The 19,468-nt window shown below is 34.2% G+C and carries 18 protein-coding genes and 1 tRNA gene; 11 read left to right on the top strand and 8 right to left on the bottom strand.

All coding sequences use genetic code 11. The features are described 5' to 3' along the window. The gene (locus ABID42_RS11435) at positions 1–1,812 is read left to right on the top strand and encodes a M61 family metallopeptidase (protein ID WP_367283762.1); all 1,812 of its coding nucleotides are present in this window, start codon (positions 1–3) and stop codon (positions 1,810–1,812) included. A gap of 417 nt (positions 1,813–2,229) precedes the next feature. Here the strand turns inward: ABID42_RS11435 and ABID42_RS11430 are convergent, their stop codons facing one another. After that, complete coding sequence (locus tag ABID42_RS11430; RefSeq protein WP_184135779.1) at positions 2,230–2,472, bottom strand: hypothetical protein; 243 nt, start codon at positions 2,470–2,472, stop codon at positions 2,230–2,232. Positions 2,473–2,497: 25 nt separating this feature from the next. Continuing rightward, on the bottom strand, positions 2,498–2,944 hold the full coding sequence (locus tag ABID42_RS11425) for a peptidylprolyl isomerase (RefSeq protein ID WP_323259149.1): 447 nt from the start codon (positions 2,942–2,944) through the stop codon (positions 2,498–2,500). Between the two features lie 234 nt (positions 2,945–3,178). Here ABID42_RS11425 and ABID42_RS11420 point away from each other — a divergent pair, with 234 nt between their 5' ends. Continuing rightward, positions 3,179–4,081: a tetratricopeptide repeat protein gene (locus ABID42_RS11420; RefSeq protein ID WP_367283761.1), complete on the top strand. Its 903-nt coding sequence runs from the start codon at positions 3,179–3,181 to the stop codon at positions 4,079–4,081. 44 nt (positions 4,082–4,125) lie between these two features. Here ABID42_RS11420 and menD read toward each other — a convergent pair whose 3' ends face one another. Then, positions 4,126–5,844, bottom strand: a complete 1,719-nt coding sequence (gene menD / locus ABID42_RS11415) for a 2-succinyl-5-enolpyruvyl-6-hydroxy-3-cyclohexene-1-carboxylic-acid synthase (protein WP_367283760.1) — start codon at positions 5,842–5,844, stop codon at positions 4,126–4,128. 89 nt (positions 5,845–5,933) lie between these two features. Beyond that, positions 5,934–6,007: transfer RNA gene (locus tag ABID42_RS11410), tRNA-Met, on the bottom strand. Positions 6,008–6,336: 329 nt separating this feature from the next. Here ABID42_RS11410 and ABID42_RS11405 point away from each other — a divergent pair. The 5 genes from ABID42_RS11405 (at position 6,337) to ABID42_RS11385 (ending at position 12,044) form a co-directional block, all read left to right on the top strand. Beyond that, complete coding sequence (locus tag ABID42_RS11405) at positions 6,337–6,729, top strand: START-like domain-containing protein (RefSeq protein ID WP_323259143.1); 393 nt, start codon at positions 6,337–6,339, stop codon at positions 6,727–6,729. Between the two features lie 113 nt (positions 6,730–6,842). Then, on the top strand, positions 6,843–8,324 hold the full coding sequence (locus tag ABID42_RS11400) for an LptF/LptG family permease (RefSeq protein ID WP_367283759.1): 1,482 nt from the start codon (positions 6,843–6,845) through the stop codon (positions 8,322–8,324). An 80-nt stretch (positions 8,325–8,404) separates the two neighbouring features. Continuing rightward, on the top strand, positions 8,405–8,680 hold the full coding sequence (rpsO, locus tag ABID42_RS11395) for a 30S ribosomal protein S15 (protein WP_184135770.1): 276 nt from the start codon (positions 8,405–8,407) through the stop codon (positions 8,678–8,680). Positions 8,681–8,900: 220 nt separating this feature from the next. Continuing rightward, positions 8,901–11,030, top strand: coding sequence for a polyribonucleotide nucleotidyltransferase (gene pnp / locus ABID42_RS11390; protein ID WP_367283758.1), 2,130 nt, complete (start codon positions 8,901–8,903; stop codon positions 11,028–11,030). A 150-nt stretch (positions 11,031–11,180) separates the two neighbouring features. Next, a complete protein-coding gene (locus ABID42_RS11385) occupies positions 11,181–12,044 on the top strand; it encodes a sigma-70 family RNA polymerase sigma factor (RefSeq protein WP_109744482.1) in 864 nt (287 codons plus the stop codon). A 163-nt stretch (positions 12,045–12,207) separates the two neighbouring features. Here ABID42_RS11385 and ABID42_RS11380 read toward each other — a convergent pair whose 3' ends face one another. Next, positions 12,208–12,678, bottom strand: coding sequence for a deoxycytidylate deaminase (locus tag ABID42_RS11380; RefSeq protein ID WP_323259137.1), 471 nt, complete (start codon positions 12,676–12,678; stop codon positions 12,208–12,210). 75 nt (positions 12,679–12,753) lie between these two features. After that, positions 12,754–13,266 (bottom strand): FKBP-type peptidyl-prolyl cis-trans isomerase, encoded by a 513-nt coding sequence (locus tag ABID42_RS11375; protein ID WP_323259135.1) that lies wholly within the window; start codon positions 13,264–13,266, stop codon positions 12,754–12,756. A gap of 108 nt (positions 13,267–13,374) precedes the next feature. Between ABID42_RS11375 and ABID42_RS11370 the strand changes: the two genes are divergently transcribed. From ABID42_RS11370 to ABID42_RS11360, 3 genes are all read left to right on the top strand, one after another. Further along, positions 13,375–13,986 carry an acyl carrier protein phosphodiesterase gene (locus tag ABID42_RS11370; RefSeq protein WP_367283757.1) on the top strand — a complete coding sequence of 204 codons (612 nt, stop codon included), beginning with the start codon at positions 13,375–13,377 and terminating at the stop codon, positions 13,984–13,986. Further along, positions 13,973–14,992, top strand: a complete 1,020-nt coding sequence (gene holA / locus ABID42_RS11365) for a DNA polymerase III subunit delta (RefSeq protein ID WP_367283756.1) — start codon at positions 13,973–13,975, stop codon at positions 14,990–14,992. The genes ABID42_RS11370 and holA overlap by 14 nt, the downstream gene beginning before the upstream one ends. A 102-nt stretch (positions 14,993–15,094) precedes the next feature. Then, positions 15,095–15,421, top strand: coding sequence for a hypothetical protein (locus tag ABID42_RS11360; protein ID WP_367283755.1), 327 nt, complete (start codon positions 15,095–15,097; stop codon positions 15,419–15,421). A gap of 97 nt (positions 15,422–15,518) precedes the next feature. Here the strand turns inward: ABID42_RS11360 and arsS are convergent, their stop codons facing one another. Both arsS and ABID42_RS11350 read right to left on the bottom strand, forming a co-directional pair. Further along, entirely contained in the window at positions 15,519–16,562 is a 1,044-nt protein-coding gene (gene arsS, locus ABID42_RS11355; RefSeq protein ID WP_367283754.1) for an arsenosugar biosynthesis radical SAM (seleno)protein ArsS, read from the bottom strand. A 6-nt stretch (positions 16,563–16,568) separates the two neighbouring features. Further along, entirely contained in the window at positions 16,569–16,901 is a 333-nt protein-coding gene (locus tag ABID42_RS11350; protein ID WP_323259127.1) for an arsenosugar biosynthesis-associated peroxidase-like protein, read from the bottom strand. Between the two features lie 215 nt (positions 16,902–17,116). Between ABID42_RS11350 and ABID42_RS11345 the strand changes: the two genes are divergently transcribed. Further along, a complete protein-coding gene (locus ABID42_RS11345) occupies positions 17,117–19,459 on the top strand; it encodes a M1 family metallopeptidase (RefSeq protein WP_435521473.1) in 2,343 nt (780 codons plus the stop codon). Positions 19,460–19,468: the final 9 nt, after the last annotated feature.

The raw sequence follows: 19,468 nt of genomic DNA, 5'->3' as shown, positions 1-19,468 counted from the left end.
ATGAAAAAAAAATCAATATTAGCCGTATTTCTACTCATTTGCCAATTTCTGCGGGCACAGAACCCCATAAGTCAGCCTAAAATTGAGTACACACTTTCCATGGAACAACCTCAAACGCATTACTTTGATGTAAACCTGAAAGTATCTAATCTTGACATCAAAACAAAAACTCAAGGTTATATTGATTTTAAAATGGCTGTTTGGACGCCCGGCTCTTACCTTGTTCGTGAATATGCCAAAAACGTTGAAAGTGTAAAGGCTTCTAACAAAACAAATCCTTTAAAATCAGATAAAATCAATAAAAATACATGGCGAGTTCAAATCGATAAAAACACGAATGAAGTAAATATTTCCTATAAAGTATATGCTTATGAGTTATCCGTTAGAACATCTTTCTTAGATGATTCTCATGGCTATTTGAATCCAGCAAGTGTATTCTTATACGCTAATGCTTGGAAACAAGTTCCCTCAACGCTTACAATCAAGCCTTATCAAGGTTGGACTACCGTTTCTACGGGCTTAAAAAACATTGGTACTTTTACTTATCAAGCTGAAAACCTTGATATTTTGATTGATTCTCCTATTGAAATTGGTACACAGAAAGTATTATCATTTGATTTGAATGGAATTCCTCATAAAATTGCGATGTATGGCGAAGCTAAATTTGATGATGCCAAAGTAACCGCTGATTTCAAAAAAGTATGCGAAGCTGCTTTGTCAGTAGTGGGCGAACATCCATGTAAAGATTATACTTTCTTGATTCATAATTTAGCTGCTGGTGGCGGTGGCTTAGAACACTTAAACTCAACTACTTGCCAAACGTCAAGAAGTAGCTATGCCGACCCAAGACGTTACCAAAGTTTATTAAGCTTAGTGGCTCACGAATATTTTCACTTATGGAATGTAAAACGTATTCGTCCAAAAGCACTTGGTCCATTCGATTACGAGAACGAAAACTATACACACATGTTGTGGTTCTCGGAAGGTTGTACAAGTTTTTACCAAAGTTATATTTTGCGCAGAGCGAATATTCAAAGTGTAGAAGATTATATTAATACTTATGCGTCTGAAATCAACACAATTGAAAATCAACCAGGAAATAAAACACAATCTGTAACAGAATCTAGCTGGGATGCTTGGATAAAATATTATCGCCCGAACGAAAATTCAAAGAATAGTACCGTTTCCTATTATGACAAAGGTGCTGTATTGGGCGGAGTATTGAACCTGATTATTTTACAATCGACTAAAGGTGCCAAAAACCTTGATGATGTAATGAGAGCTTTATACAATGAATATTACAAAAAACAAGGTAGAGGTTTTACGGATGAAGAATTCCAGAAAACAGTGGAAACAATTGCTGGAAAAAGTATGAATGATTTCTTCCAAAAATATATTTTCGGAACAGAAACAATTCCATACAATACTTATTTAGAAGCAGTTGGAATGAATTTAGTGGATAAAAATGCTGATAAAAACGAGCCTTTCTTGGGTGCAGAATTAAGCAAAACTACTAATTTAAAAATCACGGGTGTAATCAAAGATTCACCTGCTTATATTAACGGTTTGAATGTAAATGATGATATTTTACAAATAGACGGACAAGCTGTTACTAAAAATGAGGATGTTCTGAAAGCAGTAAGCAATAAGAAAATTGGAGATGTATTAACTGTTAAAGTAAAACGAGATGGTTTAGAAAAAACATATCCGATTACCATTCTGAGAAATCCTACCAAAAATTTTGTGATTGAACCTTTGGCAAATCAAAGCCCAGAACAACAAGTACTTTATAAAAAATGGTTATTTTTATAAGATAAATTAATAGTATTTCCCCACAAAAAAGGCTTCTTGTTCAAAACAGGAAGCCTTTTTTGTGGAATAATAATTTAAGATTCCCGAATCATAAAATATGTCTCCGATGACACTTTACATCTCTTCGGAATCACAAAATATCTCTTCGATGACACTTTTTATCTCTTCCGAATCACAAATTATGTCTTCGATGACACTTTTTATCTCTTCCGAATCACAAAGTATGTCATCGATGACACTTTTCATCTCTTCGGAATCACAAAGTATGTCATCGATGACACTTTACATCTCTTCGGAATCACAAAATATGTCTTCGATGACACTTTTTATCTCATCGTTAAAATCAAAAAGGCTTCTTGTTTGTCACAAGAAGCCTTTTTAATAATAAAAAATCTATTTTGTTCTCCTGAGAAATTCTCAGTAATCACCCATCAATTCACCTAAATCCTGATACATTTCTTTAAAACGAGTAATTATTTTTTCGATAAATTCTTCGTTTACCATTTCTCGAATTTCATCTTCTGAAACATCCATTTCTGAAATTTTATAAACTTGTTCTAAATCTGGGGTTTCGAATTTTACAAAAAACTTTGAATTCCATTTATATAATGAAATTTTCAAATCAGGACTAGAACCTTTCAACTCGCCAATAAAGTACATATCAGATAAATTTAAATTGTGTGAATTAAGCTACTACGTCTTCGATAATAGTAATTTTTTGAATTACATCACCTTCACGAATCGCATCGATTACCTCTAAACCTTCAACAACTTTACCAAAACAAGTATGGTTACGGTCTAAGTGAGCAGTATTTCTACGGCTATGGCAGATAAAGAACTGAGAACCACCAGTATTTCTTCCACGGTGAGCCATTGATAAAACGCCACGGTCATGGTATTGATTGTTTCCAGTTAATTCACAAGGAATAGTATAGCCAGGACCACCACCACCAGTACCAGTTGGGTCTCCACCTTGAATCACGAAATCAGGTAAAACTCTATGAAATGTTACGCCATCGTAAAATCCACTTTTTGATAAATCAACAAAGTTTTTAACATGAATTGGAGCATCTTGCTCGTAAAATTCTATCACCATCAAACCTTTGTCGGTTAGCATTTCAGCTTTAATCATTGTAATATTTTTTAAAGTTTAAATAAAGGTAGCAAAGCACCCTCACAAAATTAGAAACAAAAGCGTTAAAGTCATAGTTTCAAGGTCAGTCTTCCTAATTTTTCAAAAAACAATTGAAAATAATTAGCATGAGTCGTTCTCAACAATTTGTAGTAATTTTGAAGCCGAAATTGAATGTGAAAATTTCATTCAAAGATTAAACATAGTCTTATACAAACAAACACATTAATATTAGTGAAAAATAAATCAATCCTATTCATACTCTCTTGCCTGATTTTTTTCTCTTGCGGAGCTGATAAAAAAGAAGAAGCCATTAAATTCTTTCAAAGAGGTAATTATAAATTAAAAGATAAAGAGTACCAAGAAGCCATTCATTGGTTCGATGAAGCCATTATTCAAAATCCAGATTTTGCAGATGCCTTCAATAACAGAGCTTTAGCTTACCAAAAGTTAGATAAACTGGATGAAGCTTTGGTAGATTTAGATAAAGCCATTGAGCTTGATAAAAAGTATTGGGAAGCTTATTACAATCGTTCAGAAATATTTTTTCAGAAAGGTGATTTCCAAAACAGCTTGGTGGATTTAGAGAAAATAGCCGTTCCTTTTAAAGATTCTTCTTTTTACTTTGTGAGCTTGGGAAATGTAAAAGTACAGTTGAATAATTCATCAGGTGCTACAGCAGATTATGAGAAAGCATTGAGAATCAATCCAAAAAATGCGGAAGCTTATTCAAATCATGGTTTTATTTACTTTGAAAATAAGCAGTATGATTTAGCGAAGAAAGATTTTCAGAAGGCAATCGCTATTAATCCAAAACAAGATTTTGCTTTGAATAATCTTGCTTTTATACTTTCAGAAGAGCAAAAATTTCAAGAAGCAAAAGTATTTTCTGAACAAGCCATCGCTATAAAACCAACAGATGCCATTTATTTGAATAATTACGGATACATTTTATTACAGATTGGCAAACTAGAACAGGCGAAAGAAACGTTGGAACGCTCCTTGAGAATTAACCCACAAAATGCTTATACACTGAGGAATTTAGGCTATTATTTTAGAAAAATCGGAAAAGAAGCGGAAGCACAAGCCAAATTTACAGAAGCCAAAAAGCTTGATAACAGTATAGAAATTAAATAACAAAAAAGACTTTACACTCATCGTAAAGTCTTTTTTGTTATCAACTAGGCCGAAAAGCCAGCCTTAAATTGTTTGAATATTTCAGTATTATAAACGCTATTCGTTTCAATTTCAAAAATTTTTGCTTTTCCATCAGGTTCAAGGAAAGCTGTTGATAAAGCATGAAACTCATCCACTGTTTTAGCATTAAAATAAGCTATATCAGCTTCTAAAGCAGTTTTTTCAGCGTTATAAGATTGAACCGTTTCAAAATAATCTGCTAATTCAGCTTGTTTACTTGGCCCATCAATCATTCTAAAAATTCCACCTCCGTGATTGTTGATTAAAATAATACGCAGATTATCAGGAACATAACGATTCCAAAGAGCATTTCTGTCGTAAAAGAAAGCTAAGTCACCGATTAACAAATAGACTAATTTATTCGTACTCAAAGCAGCTCCTAAAGCAGTACTTACACAACCATCAATTCCACTTGTTCCTCTGTTGGCAAAGGTTTCTATTTGTTTTTCAGGAGCAGTACCGATATAATTTGCATAACGAACCGACATAGAATTCGCTAAATGCAATTGACTATCGGCTGGCAAGGCATCTAATAATTTCTTAATCGCATAAAATTCATTGAGTTGTTTTTGGTGAAAATCTGCTAAAAAGAAATGTTCAAGATAACTCTTAGCTTTAAAATCATTTTTTTTCCATTCATCTAAATAAAAGCCATCTCTTTCTTCATCATCACCATTTCTAAATTGTTCAAAATCAACATCTTCAAGGAGTTTCTCAAAAAAATACAGAGGCTGAACAGGAATTACTTTCGTCAAAGATTGAAAAGTGTCAATCAAGTGATTATCAAGACTTAAATGCCAATGTTCAATGGCTTTATTTTTACGCAAAAAAGTTTTAAAACTCTTTGAAATAAAGGATTTTCCAAAAGTAATTAAGAGTTCTGGTCTTAAATTATCAGCATCTTGATTCAGAAAAATATCATGATTTGAGATTACATCAAATTTCAAATTAGCAATAGCATCACCAAGGATTGGGAAGTTAAATTCATCTTGTAATTTCTGTAAAACGGCAGTTAAAGCTGGATTATATTCGCTTTGTCCACCAGCAATTAACACTCTATCATATTGTTCAATACTTTGTAAAAGAGATGTCCAAACTTCTTTTGAAAGTGTATTTTCTGTATCTAATCTTTCAATTACTCTAACATCATTATCAAAATTAATCTGCTCATTTTCAGCAGGATAAAAAGGCTCTCTTAATGGAATATTAATATGAACTGGTCCTTTTGGAAAAGTATTTGCCAAATTAACAGCATGATTTACTGTACGCTCAATATGCCAAATAGCATCAGGATGACTATAATCTGCTCCTATTTCAAAGCTTTGCTTTACATGTTTTCCAAAAATATCTGTTTGATAAATCGTTTGTCCATCATGTTGATGAATCCACTCTTTGGGTCTATCTGCAGTAAGAATAATCAGAGGAATTTCCTGAAAAAAAGCTTCCGCAACAGCTGGTGCATAATTATAAGCTGCCGAGCCAGAAGTACAACAAATTGCAACAGGTTTTTTAAGGTTTTGCGCCATTCCCATGGCAATAAAAGCAGCCGAACGTTCGTCAGAAATTGATAGCGTTTTAATATCTGGATGACGAACCAAAGCAATCGTCAACGGAGCATTTCTTGAACCGGGAGAAATGATAGCATGATTAACATCTTTTCTCGAAAGAATTTCTACAAGATTAACTATGGGTTGTAAAAGCATAGATATTTACAGATTAGTAAACACTAAAAACAGATTAAAAAAGAAAAAGCGTAACCAATTGAAGTTCAATTAATTACGCTTTTAATAAGTAGCGGGAAGCAGGATCGAACTGCCGACCTTAGGGTTATGAATCCTACGCTCTAACCATCTGAGCTATCCCGCTGTCGTATTGTGGTGCAAAATTAGCACTTTTGTGTTCAAATGCAAAGTGATTTGACAAATACTTTCATTTTTTATTGAAAATATTTTTTTCTTTTAACCGTTTTACAATCAATATTCATTATAAATAATTGAGAATCAAGAAGGAAAGCAGATGCTTTTTTTATCAAAAAAAAAGTAAATTTTTTGAAATTAAAAAAAAAGCTTGCGTATTTCTCTAACATTTATACCTTTGCCAAAACAGAGTTTCGGTAGTCAATTACTCGACCCCTATCTCCTCAAACTATGGAGACGAGTAATTTAGTGATTTAAATACCTTTAAATGTTAGGATTATGAGCAAACATAAATTTATTGTAGAATTTGAATTGAGAGCCTCTCCTAAGGTACTTTTTCCTTACATCAGCTCGGCATCTGGCTTACAACAGTGGTTTGCAGAGAAAGTCACATTGAAAGACAGTTCGACGTTTGATTTTTCTTGGGATGGTGATAGCCACATTGCAAAACTTTCACAATTGAGGTTAAATAAATCAGCAAAATTTGATTTTTTACCAAGTAGTCCTGAAGATCGTGACCATAACTATATCGAATTCAAGATGGAAGTAAGTGATTTGACGGGTTCAACCTATTTGAAAATTGTTGATTACTCTGATAACACAGACGACAATGAATTGAGTGAGTTATGGGAAGATTTAATCTATAAACTCAAAGAAATTGTTGGCAATTAAGCTTATTTAACAAGCGTATCAACTCAAAAATATTTAATTTTGCGTTTCTTTGAACAGACGCACACAACGCTCGTGTTTCATTTGATGAAATACGAGCGTTTTAATTATACTATATGATTAAGAAACTTGATAAACTTATCATCAAAGCCTTCTGGCAACCTTTTGTTTTAACATTAGCTGTAGTCATTTTTATTTTTTTGATGAGACTTATTTTAGTGTATTTCGCCGACCTTTTCGGAAAAGATTTGGGCATTGAAGTATATTTTGAGCTTTTTTTCTATTTTAGTCTAATCACAATTCCCATCGCTTTACCTTTGGCGATGCTACTTTCTACACTAATGACTTATGGAAAATTGGGAGAGTTTTTTGAACTAACTGCTATTAAAAGTGCTGGAATTTCCATTACCCGTGCTATGCAACCCATGTTTGTAATTACAGTATTTATTAGTGTTTTTGCATTTTGGTTCAATAATGTTGCTTTACCTTGGGCAAACTTAAAAGGTTATAGACTACTTTATGATATCAAAACCACAAAAACTACATTAAATATTAAAGAAGGAATTTTTTATAATGACTTACCAGGATACAGTATTAAAGTATCAAAAAAATATGCTGACAATAAAACCTTAAAAAACATTGTCATTTTCGACCACACAAAAAATGATGGAAACAAACATCTAACTTTAGCTGATTCTGCTTTGATGTACACCATCATGGATAAACAATATTTGATTTTTGAGCTTTTCAATGGCAATGACTACGTAGAAGATGCAGACAAAACAAGTAATACCAACCAGACGGATATGGTAACTCATGCCTTTACGAAGAGTAAAGTAGTGATGAGTTTAGCAGCCTTTGATATGCACAAAACAGAAGAAGAGCAATTTAAGCATTATCAAATGATGAGAAGTTATGATGAATTAGCTAAAGATGCTGATTCACTCAAAAGAGATTTTAATAGAATTAAAGAAAATTTCTATGATAATTCTCGTTCATATTATCTTTTTGAAATGAATAGATTGCCTCTTCCATTAACGGAAGAACAAAAAAAACTTAAAAAAATGAAGATGAGTAGTGTGGATTCACTCATCAAAAAAAGAGATAATAGAACCGCTAATCCTTTTCAAGTACTTGATTTTGCTATTTCTCAAACCAATAATGTTTTAAGTTTTGCAGAAAGTAATGTTTCAGCCTTAAAGTCAAAAGACGAAGATTTTAGAAAGACCAATCTTGAATGGCATCATAAATTCACCAATGCTATTGCGGTTTTTGTAATGTTTCTCATTGGAGCACCATTGGGAGGTATTATCAAAAAAGGAGGTTTTGGTTTGCCAGTGGTTATTGCCATTGTGTTCTTTATTTTAATGTATGTAATGACACAGCAAGGTGACAAAGCTGCAAAGGAAAGTAGAGTAATCGTTCAAATCGGTGCTTGGCTTTCCAATACAGTATTGTTTCTTATTGGTTTATACTTCCTAAATAAAGCCAAAAACGATTCTCGTCTTTTTGAAAGCGATGCTTACATCGTTTACTTCAATCAAGCCAAAGAAAGTTTCAAAAAACTAAAGTTTTCAAAGAGATTCTTTAATAATTAAGGATTAGATTTGCTAATAGACAAAAAAAACGTTAATTTTGCACGTTTTCATATTATATAACAATTTAAAACTGGTTGAAGATGTATTTAACTTCAGAAGTAAAACAGGGGATTTTCGAATCTCGTGGACATGAGAAGTCAAAAATTGATACTGGTTCTGCAGAGTCGCAAATCGCTTTGTTTACTTTCAGAATCTCTCATTTGACAGAACACTTAAAGAAAAACAAAAAGGATCACTCTACTCGTATGGGTCTTTTGAAGTTGGTTGGTAAACGTAGAAGTTTGTTAGATTATTTAATCAAAACAGATATTACTCGTTACCGTGCTATCATTGCTGAACTAGGCATTAGAAAGTAATTTTCTTTCAAAGCAGGGAGTCTTGAAAAAGATTCCCTGCTTACATTTCCTCTCTTTGGGTACTCGTCAATTTTTTGTGGTTCGTCAGTAAAGTAGTTTCTCTAGACAATTTAACGATAAATTGAGCATTGACGAACAGAGAATATGCGAATCAACATCCAACAAAAACCTTGTTCGATACGTTAAATAATTAATCCAACAAGGTAATTAATCAAAATATATGTCTTTTAACGTAATTACGAAGAAAATAATAATGCCCGATGGTAAAGAAATTACCATCGAAACAGGTAAACTCGCAAAACAGGCAGATGGGTCTGTGGTCGTGAGAAGCGGAAACATGATGCTTTTGGCAACTGTGGTATCAAGCCCAACAGCCAAAGAAGGAACTGATTTTTTACCTTTATCAGTTGATTACCAAGAAAAATTCGCCTCTGCAGGTAAAATCCCAGGAGGTTTTTTACGACGTGAATCTAGACTTTCTGATTATGAAATTTTAGTTAGCCGTTTAGTAGATAGAGCTTTACGCCCTACTTTCCCTTCAGATTATCACGCTGATACACAAGTAATGATTACGATGATTTCTGCTGATTCAGAAATCACTCCTGATGCTTTTGCAGGTTTAGCGGCTGCAGCTTGTTTGGCAGTATCAGATATTCCATTCAATGGTCCAATTTCAGAAGTACGTGTAGCAAAAATCAACGGAGAATTTGTTGTTAATCCTCTTTCATCACAAATTGCCAATGCTGAATTAGAATTATTAGTTGCAGCAAACGTAAACGATATTTTGATGGTAGAAGGTGAAGGAAATGAAATTTCTGAAACTGATATGCTTGCGGCTTTGAAAATTGCGCATGACGCCATTAGAATTCAATGTGCAGCTTTGATTGAATTAACTGCTGAAACTGGTAAAACAGAAAAGCGTGTTTACAATCACGAAACACATGATGAAGAATTGAAGAAATTCCTTTGGGATACTTATTTTACTAAATTCTATGAAGCTGTAAAATTAGCTAACCCAAGTAAAAACGGCAGAAAAGAATCATTCAAAGCAATTGAAGATGAATATTTCACTTCATTACCAGAAGATTCTACTGTTAATAAAACTTTAGCAAAATGGTATTTTCATGACATCGAAAAAGAAGCGGCTCGTCAATTAGTATTGAACGAACGTTATCGTTTAGATGGTCGTAAATTAGACGAAATTCGTCAAATTACTTGCGAAGTTGATTATTTACCTTCTCCACACGGTTCAGCAGTATTTACTCGTGGTGAAACTCAATCACTTACAACAGTAACATTAGGAACGAAATTAGATGAACAAATCGTTGATCAAGCGATGACGTCTGGTTATAACCGTTTTATGTTACACTACAACTTCCCAGGTTTCTCTACAGGTGAAGTTAGACCAAACAGAGGCCCTGGTCGCCGTGAAATTGGTCATGGTAACTTAGCGATGCGTGCTATTAAAAAAGTATTACCTGCTGATGTTGACAATCCTTATACAATTCGTGTAGTTTCTGATATTTTAGAATCAAATGGTTCTTCGTCAATGGCTACTGTTTGTGCTGGTACTTTAGCATTGATGGATGCTGGTGTGAAAATCAAAGCGCCTGTTTCTGGTATTGCTATGGGTTTAATTTCTGACCCTAACACTGGTAAATATGCTGTTCTTTCTGATATTTTAGGTGATGAAGATCATTTAGGAGATATGGACTTCAAAGTAACTGGTACTGAAAATGGTATCACTGCTTGTCAAATGGATATTAAAGTTGACGGACTTTCTTATGAAGTATTGGCAGAAGCTTTGGATCAAGCAAAACGTGGTCGTTTACACATTTTGGGTAAAATGAAAGAAGCTATCGAAACAACGAGAGCTGAATTGAAACCACATACTCCAAGAGCAATGGTTATTAAAATCTTGAAAGACCAAATTGGTTCAGTAATCGGACCGGGTGGTAAAATCGTTCAAGATATTCAAAAACAATCTGGAGCAACTGTTACAATTGAAGAAAAACCAGACGGTGGTTATGTTTCTATTTTCTCTTCAAACAAAGAGTCAATGGATAAAGCCGTTGCAATGGTTAAAGGAATTGTAATGATTCCAGAAGAAGGAGAAGTTTACGATGGTATTGTAAAATCAATTATGCCATTTGGAGCATTTGTTGAGTTCTTACCGGGCAAAGATGGTTTATTACACATCTCTGAAATTAAATGGGAACGTTTAGAAACAGTAGAAGGTGTATTACAAATTGGAGAACAAGTAAAAGTAAAATTGATTGAAGTGGATAAGAAAACTGGAAAGTTCCGTTTATCACGTAAAGCTCTTTTACCAAAACCAGAAAAAAATTAGAACAAATCCGAATTTTATTACGTTCTCTTGATAACGCATTAAAAATATATTTTACCAAACGATTATATTTTGAAGATTTTGTCTTTATATAATTGTTTGGTTTTTACCATTTGGATTTGTTAACCATTTTAAAAATATAACAAGTATAATATGAGACAGCTAAAAATTAGTAAGCAAATTACTAACAGAGAGAGTCAATCACTTGATAAATATTTACAAGAGATTGGTAAGGTGGATTTATTGACACCAGAGGAGGAGGTTATTTTAGCTCAGAAAATTCGTGACGGGGATCAACTTTCATTAGAAAGACTAACGAAGGCAAACCTTCGTTTTGTGGTATCCGTAGCAAAACAATATCAAAATCAAGGGCTTAGCTTAGGCGACTTAATTAACGAAGGTAACTTAGGTTTGATTAAGGCAGCTCAACGTTTTGATGAAACTCGTGGTTTTAAATTTATCTCTTATGCTGTTTGGTGGATTCGTCAATCTATTTTGCAAGCTTTAGCTGAGCAATCTCGTATTGTACGTTTACCTTTAAACCGTGTAGGTTCATTAAATAAAATTTCTAAAACTTTTTCTGAATTAGAGCAGAAGTTCGAGCGTGAGCCTACTCCTGAAGAATTAGCTGAAGTATTAGAAATCTCAACAGGTGAAGTTGTTGATACTTTAAAAATTTCGGGTCGTCACGTTTCGATGGATGCACCATTCGTACAAGGTGAAGAAAATTCATTATTGGACGTTTTGGAAAATGACGGTGAAGATAAACCAGATTCTGGCTTGATTAATGACTCTCTTCGTCGTGAAGTACAAAGAGCTTTATCTACTTTAACGCAACGTGAAGCAGATGTAGTTACTTTATATTTCGGATTGAACGGAGAGCATGCTATGACATTAGAAGAAATTGGAGAAAAATTCAATTTGACTCGTGAACGTGTTCGTCAAATCAAAGAAAAAGCGATTCGTCGTTTGAGACATACTTCAAGAAGTAAAGCATTGAAAACTTATCTTGGATAGTTTTTATTTTTAGATTCAAGAATTAAGACAAAAGAAGCAAGATTCAAGATACAAGATTTTAGACTTTATAGATTTAACAATAAAAGCCTCCGAAAGAGGCTTTTATTGTTAAAGACATTTTGATTATAAATGAATCTTTTGTCTTGAATCTTGTTTCTTGTATCTAGCTTCTTTCCTCTTCCTTCTTATACCTAACCACCTCTACGCCAAACTTCTTTAGAAACTCCACTCCTTCGTCTTTAGGAATTCCTTTGTATTCAGCATAAGAATTTAGGTAAACAACTTTGGCAACTTTCATCGTAAAAATTACTCTTGCGCAAGCAATACATGGCGAAAGCGTTACGTAAATCGTTGAACCTTCAATACTTGAACCATTTTTTACTGCATAAAGGATAGCATTTTGTTCAGCGTGTAATGCTAAAGAACAACTTCCTTTTGAGTCTCTCTCACAGCCTTCAGTTGGAAATTCTACATCACAGTTGTGTGTACCCGCTGGAGGTCCGTTATAGCCAATCGAAATAATTCTGGTATCTTTTGTCAATACTGCTCCTACTTGTGCTTTTACACAGTGTGAACGTTTGGCTAGATTAACAGCCAAATCCATAAAAATATCATCAAAAGCAGGTTTCTGCATTCTTTTTTAGTTTATGAGTTTATGAGTTTATAAGTTTATGAGAAAAAAACTCATAAACTTTAAACTCATAAGCTATTAATGATGTACTCCGCCGTCGCCATGAACGTGACCGTGGTCTAGTTCAGACTGTGTAGCTTCTCTAACCGCAACGATAGTTCCTTTGAAAAACATTTCTTTATCAACCAATGGGTGATTAAAATCCATTCTCACTAAGGTATCTTCTACAGCAATAATTTTTCCGTTTAAACGATTTCCAGCGTCATCAGTCATTGGTAAAAAGTTTCCAACTTCTAACATCTCCTCTACATATTCGCCATCAACTTTAAAAATTTCTTTTGGTAATTCAACCACAGCCGATGGGTCGTATTCTCCGTAACCTTCTTCCGCAGGAATTGAAAACTCAAAAGTATCACCTGCTGAAAGTCCTTGAATTTTTTCTTCAAAAGCTTCTGGTAAACCACTTAAACCTTGAATAAAAACCATTGGGTCTTCTTGTTCTACGGTTTCAATTAAATCTTTTACGCCTTCAGCATCTGTTACTGTTAGCTCGTATGTTAAGGTAACAACCTTTTCATTTGAAATTTGCATTGTACTAAGTTTTTTGATAGTGTTTTCGTTGAGGAAACCGTATTTGCCACAAACGTAAGGGTTTTTCCTTAACTTTATGGTCTCAGAACAATAAAAAAACCATAAAAGTTGAATTTTCTAGCACATACTTTCCTTTCTGGCGATGATGATGACATAAAAATCGGGAATTTGATGGGTGATTTTATCAAAGGAAATCTTGATAATGAGCAAAATTCTTTGATAAATGAAGGCATTAAAAATGGCATTATTTTACATAGAGCCATAGATTCTTTCACAGATATGCACCCTGTAGTCCGAAAAAGTATTCAGCGACTTCAACCTCAATATCATAAATGTGCAGGAATTATTGTGGATGTATTTTACGATCATCTTCTTGCGAAAAATTTCCATCACTACTCTCCTATTTCGTTGTCCATTTACAGTCAAGCATTCTATCGTTTGATTCAAGAACGAAAAAATGAGATGCCCGTTAATATAGAAAGACTTATCCATTCGATGGTAACCCATGATTGGTTCAAAGGCTATGCTACATACCAAGGAATTGAATGGTCTTTGAAAGGAATTTCGCAAAGATTACGCTTTGAATCGGGCATAGAAAATGCCACAGAAGATTTAAAAAGAGATTATGATTTATATTTGGAAGAATTTACGGTGTTCTTTCCTGAACTCATTTCATATTGCCAAGACATTTTAGCAAAACAACAAAATGCCAAAATCTAGTATTGAAGTTTTAAAAGATTTAAAGAAAAAACACTACGCTCCGCTGTATTTATTACACGGCGATGAGCCTTATTATATTGAAAAAGTTGCGGATTATTTAGAAGAACATGCTTTAGGAACGGGCGATAAAAGCTTTAACCAATATATTTTATTTGGAAAAGATTTGAGTGTTCCTTCTTTGTTATCTTATGCCAAAAGCTTTCCGATGATGTCGGACAAACAGCTTATTTTGGTGAAAGAAGCACAGGGAATTCAAGGATTAGAGCAAAAAGATATGCAAACGGCCCTTGAAAACTATGCTAAAAACCCGCTTTCCTCCACGATTTTGGTTTTAATGTTTAAAGATTCAGTGGATGAACGCAAAGCTTGGGTGAAAGCTTTTGATAAATCAGGAGTTTTGATGCCCTCTAAAAAGCTTTATGATAATAAAATTCCAGATTGGATATTGGAGTATTGTCATGAACAAGGCTTGAAAATCAGTAGAAAAGCCATTGAGATGTTGATTGAAAACGTTGGAAACGATTTGAAACGTTTGGCTTCGGAAATCAATAAAATTGTGTTGAATCTACGAGTAGATGAGGAAATCAATGCACATGTAGTTGAAAAATTTGTAGGTATCAGTAAAGAATATAATTATTTTGAATTCCAGAAAGCCTTGATTAACCGTGATGTATTGAAAGCCAACCAAATTGTCAATTTCTTTGCTTCGAACCCGAAGGATAATCCGCTTGCTCCTATTGTGATGATGCTCTTCAACTTTTTTTCTAAAGTATTGTTAACGCATGTTACTGCCGATAAAACAGAAAAGAATTTAGCACAAGTATTGGGCGTAAATCCATTTTTCACGAAAGATTATTCATTAGCCGTTAGAAATTACAACTTTTCAAAGGTTATCCAGATTATTAATGAGATTAAGAAATTAGATTTAAAATCAAAAGGCGTTGAAAGTGGCTCTTTGAGCGACGGTGAAGCTTTAAGAGAAATGACTTTTAGAATTTTGCATTAAGAAGTTAATTAGTTGATACTAAAACCTATAAGGATTTCTTTTAAAAGATTCCATCAACTGGTAATCATCAAAATCCTTATAGGTTTAATTTAAACACTCTTGTTGGTTAAAGAAATATCACTACTCAAGAAAGAAATATTACTACTCCAAAAAGAAATATTACTACTCGGAAAAGAAATATCACTACCCAGAAAAGAAATATCTCTATTCGGAAAAGAAATATCGATACTTGGAAAAAAAATATCACTACTCGGAAAAGAAATATCACTACTCGGAAAAGAAATATCACTACTCGGAAAAGAAATATCGCTACACCAAAAAGAAATATCACTACTTAGAAAAGAAATATCGCTACACCAAAAAGAAATATCGCTACTCGGAAGAGAAATATTACTACTCAGAAAAGAAATATCGCTACTCAGAAAATAAATATCATTACTCGAAAAAGAAATATCACTACTCGGAAAAGAAATATTGCTACTCGGAAAAGAAATATCACTACTCGGAAAAGAAATTCTATAGCTTATTAAATGGTATTTCCTCCGCAGCTAGAGCCAGCTCCTGCCGTACAAGCGTAACAATGTTCACCGACGACGATATTACGTTGCGATAATGTCTCAATATCAAAATCACGAATGTGTTTAACAGGAGTATTCACCAATAAATCAAGCATCTGATTGAAATCGCAATCATAAAGAGCGCCATCCCAACCCACAGAAATCATAGAGCGACACATTACTCCTTCGGCAGCTACAGGATTAAAAGCATTAATTAGTTTTTCCATGTAACCATCATAATTCTTAGAAGTAATCAGGTAATCTAAATATCTACTCACTGGAACATTCGTAATGGCGTATAAATCGTTAAATACAATTCCGAATTCATTCAGCAAAGCACGTTTATATTGTTTCTGTAAACTATCTTGTGGAGCGGGCATAAAAGCGCCATTGGGATTATAAACCAAATTAAGCTTTAAACCCTCCTCAATTCCATAGCCAGCAGCATTCAGTAACTTCAAAGCTTTAATAGAATCAACAAAAACTCCTTGTCCACGTTGGCGGTCGGTTTTATCAGCGTTATAAAAAGGCAAAGAGCTAATTACCTCCACTTGGTGTTGCTTAAAAAAATCAGGTAAATCGTTGTATTTAGGATTTGCTACAATGATAGTAAGATTACAACGAACGATAATATGCTTTCCGAGTTTAGCAATTTCCTCCACAAACCAACGAAAATGAGGGTTCATTTCAGGAGCGCCACCCGTTAAATCGACTATTGCAATTTTAGAACGCTTTAGAGCTTCCAAACATTCTTGCATCGTTTCCTGAGTCATGATTTCCTTACGGTCAGGGCCAGCATCCACATGACAATGCTTACAAACTTGGTTACACATCTTCCCAACATTAATCTGTAAAGTATCAATGTGCTTAGTTTTCAAAGGAAAAAGAGAAGCTTTTACTAATTTTTCTTGAAAAGTAGGTAATTGTAACACATCAACTACCTCTTGATGAAGTGTTTGAATTTGAGTAGAAGATTCAGCAAACTGATGACCACTTGCTTTTAATGACTTCATAATTTATTACATTGATAATTCTTTCGCTTTATTCATCATTTGTACACCATGTACTAAACTTGCTCCGCCACGAATGGCAGCAGAAACGTGAACAGCTTCCATCATTTCCGCTTCCGAACAACCTTTCTCTAAAGTATCTGTTGTATAAGCATCAATACAGTAAGGACATTGAACAGCATGAGCAACCGCTAAAGCAATCAGAGATTTCTCACGAGCAGTTAAAGCCCCTTCAGCGAAAACAGCGCCATAATAATCAAAAAACTTATCTGCTAATTCTTTTTGAAACTCACCTATCTTACCAAATTTTTTAAGGTCTTCAGGATTATAATAGTTTTCCATCGTTTGATTTTTTTATTGTTGAATAACGAAATTACGACAAATAACGAAAGAAGGTAATTCATTATGCAAGTGAATGAAGAATATTCTTGATTGTAAAAACTCAATTCAAGGTTGACACAAGGCTGGAAAATGCTACCAATTATCCCAAAAGTGAAGAATAAAGCCTTTTTTTCATTAAATTCGTTAGTTTTATTCATTAACTCAAACTATCAATCATGACAAGAAGATTCCTATCTCCCTGTTTGATGCTCCTTGCTTGTAGTATTCAAGCAATTGCACAACAAGCAGGTCAGTTCAATGGTAATAATCGTTTCGAGCAACTCGGAAACATTCTACCAACGCCAAATGCCTACAGAGCAGCATCAGGTGCACCTGGAAAAAGTTATTGGCAAAACCGTGCCGATTACGAAATCAAAGCAGAATTGAACGACCAAAATCAATCAATGACCGCTTCGGAAGTAATTACCTACAAAAATTTCTCTCCAGATGAATTAGGTTACTTATGGGTACAGTTAGACCAAAACAATTTTAAGAAAGGCGGTATCGCTCAACTTTCGCAAACATCAAGTTTGACAGACAGAGGTACTTCTTTTGCAAGATTAGGGAATGTTTCAGGGGTAACTCCTAAAGAATATGGCTATAACATTACAGCCGTAAAAGACAAAGCAGGTAATGCTTTAAAATATACTATCAATGAAACCATGATGAGAATTGACTTACCAGCTGCATTAAAATCTGGTGCTTCATTCACTTTCTCTATTGATTGGAATTTTAACATTACAGATGCGATTGCTACACGTGCAAGAAGTGGCTATGAGTACTTTCCAAAAGATGGAAACTATTTATATGAATTGGCTCAGTGGTTCCCAAGAATGTGTGTGTATGATGACGTAAATGGCTGGCAACATAAACAATTCCTTGGACAAGGAGAATTTACAGTTCCTTTCGGAGATTATAAAGTAAGTATTACTGCTCCAAATGACTTTGTGATTCTAGGAACAGGAGAATTGCAAAATGCAACACAAGTAATCAGCGCAACACAGGCGAAAAGATTAGAACAAGCAAAAAATGCTACTCGTCCAGTATTAATCGTAACACAAGACGAAGCAACTGCTGCTGAAAAAGCAAAACCAACAGGTAAAAAAACGTGGGTATTTGCAGCACAAAATGTAAGAGATTTTGCTTTTGCAGGTTCAAGAAAATTTATTTGGGATGCCATGCAAGTAAATATTGAAGGCAAGAAAGTATGGGCAATGTCAGCTTATCCAAAAGAAGCTAATCCACTTTGGGGACAGTACTCTACAATGTTAGTAGCGCATACACTTCGTTCATATTCAAAAAGAACAATTGCTTATCCTTATCCAGTAGCACAATCAGTTCACGGTCCAGTTGGTGGAATGGAGTATCCAATGATTTCATTCAATGGCGCAAGACCAGAAGCTGATGGTACTTATTCACAAGGAACAAAAGATTTCTTAATTGGTGTAGTAATTCATGAAGTAGGTCATAACTTCTTTCCAATGATTGTCAATTCAGATGAAAGACAATGGTCTTGGATGGATGAAGGCTTAAATACTTTCTGTGAACAATTGGCAGAAAAAGAATGGGACAGAAATTTTGATGCTTCAGGTGAACCTCAAGACATTGTTCCTTATATGAAAACTGACAAAAGCCAACAAGTAGCAATTATGTCGAGCTCGGATAATATCATGGCATTCGGACCAAACGCATATACAAAGCCTGCAACCGCTTTAAACATCTTACGTGAAACAGTAATGGGAAGAGAATTGTTTGATGCAGCCTTCAAAGAATATGCACGCCGTTGGGCATTCAAGCATCCAACTCCACAAGATTTCTTCCGTACCATGGAAGATGCTTCAGGTGTTGATTTGGATTGGTTCTGGAAAGGTTGGTTCTATGGCGTTGAACCAGTCGATTTATCTTTAGAAAATGTAGAGTGGTTTGGTATTGATAATGTTTCTCCAGAAAAGAAAAACGAAAAAGCAAAAGCTGAAGATCAAGCTAAACGCCAAACGATGAGTAATATTCGTAACAAAACAGATATTCCTAAGACGGTAGTAGAAGAAAATCCTGATATGACAGACTTCTATAATACTTATGACAAATTTGCGACAAGCGAAGCAGATAAGAAGAAATTCGAACAAACAATTGCGGGACTCAACGAAGAAGAAAAAGCTTTAGTGCAAGGAAATAAAAACTTCTATGTATTGAACGTGAAAAATGTAGGTGGTTTACCAATGCCAGTCATTGTAAAAGCAAACTATGAAGATGGCACAAGTGAAGTATTCAGATACCCTGCTGAAATTTGGCGCTTGAATGATAAGGAAATTAAAAAAGTAATTCCTACAGACAAAAAAGTAACTAAGTGGGTTTTAGATCCATTCTTCGAAATTGCTGATATTGATACAAAAAGCAATGTTTTTCCAAGAGAACCAGAAGAACCTACTCGTTTCCAAGTATTCAAACAAAGTCGCCAGTCGCAGCCAAACCCAATGCAACAGCAAAAAGCTAGTGCAGTTCAAGGTGCGAAAAACTAGTGTAAATTG

The sequence above is a fragment of the Arcicella rosea genome, assembly GCF_040543805.1.
In the GTDB taxonomy this organism is placed as follows: Bacteria; Bacteroidota; Bacteroidia; order Cytophagales; family Spirosomataceae; genus Arcicella; species Arcicella rosea.
The sequence above is the reverse complement of the archived record's forward strand: the minus strand, read 5'-3'. Positions and strand labels throughout refer to the sequence as shown.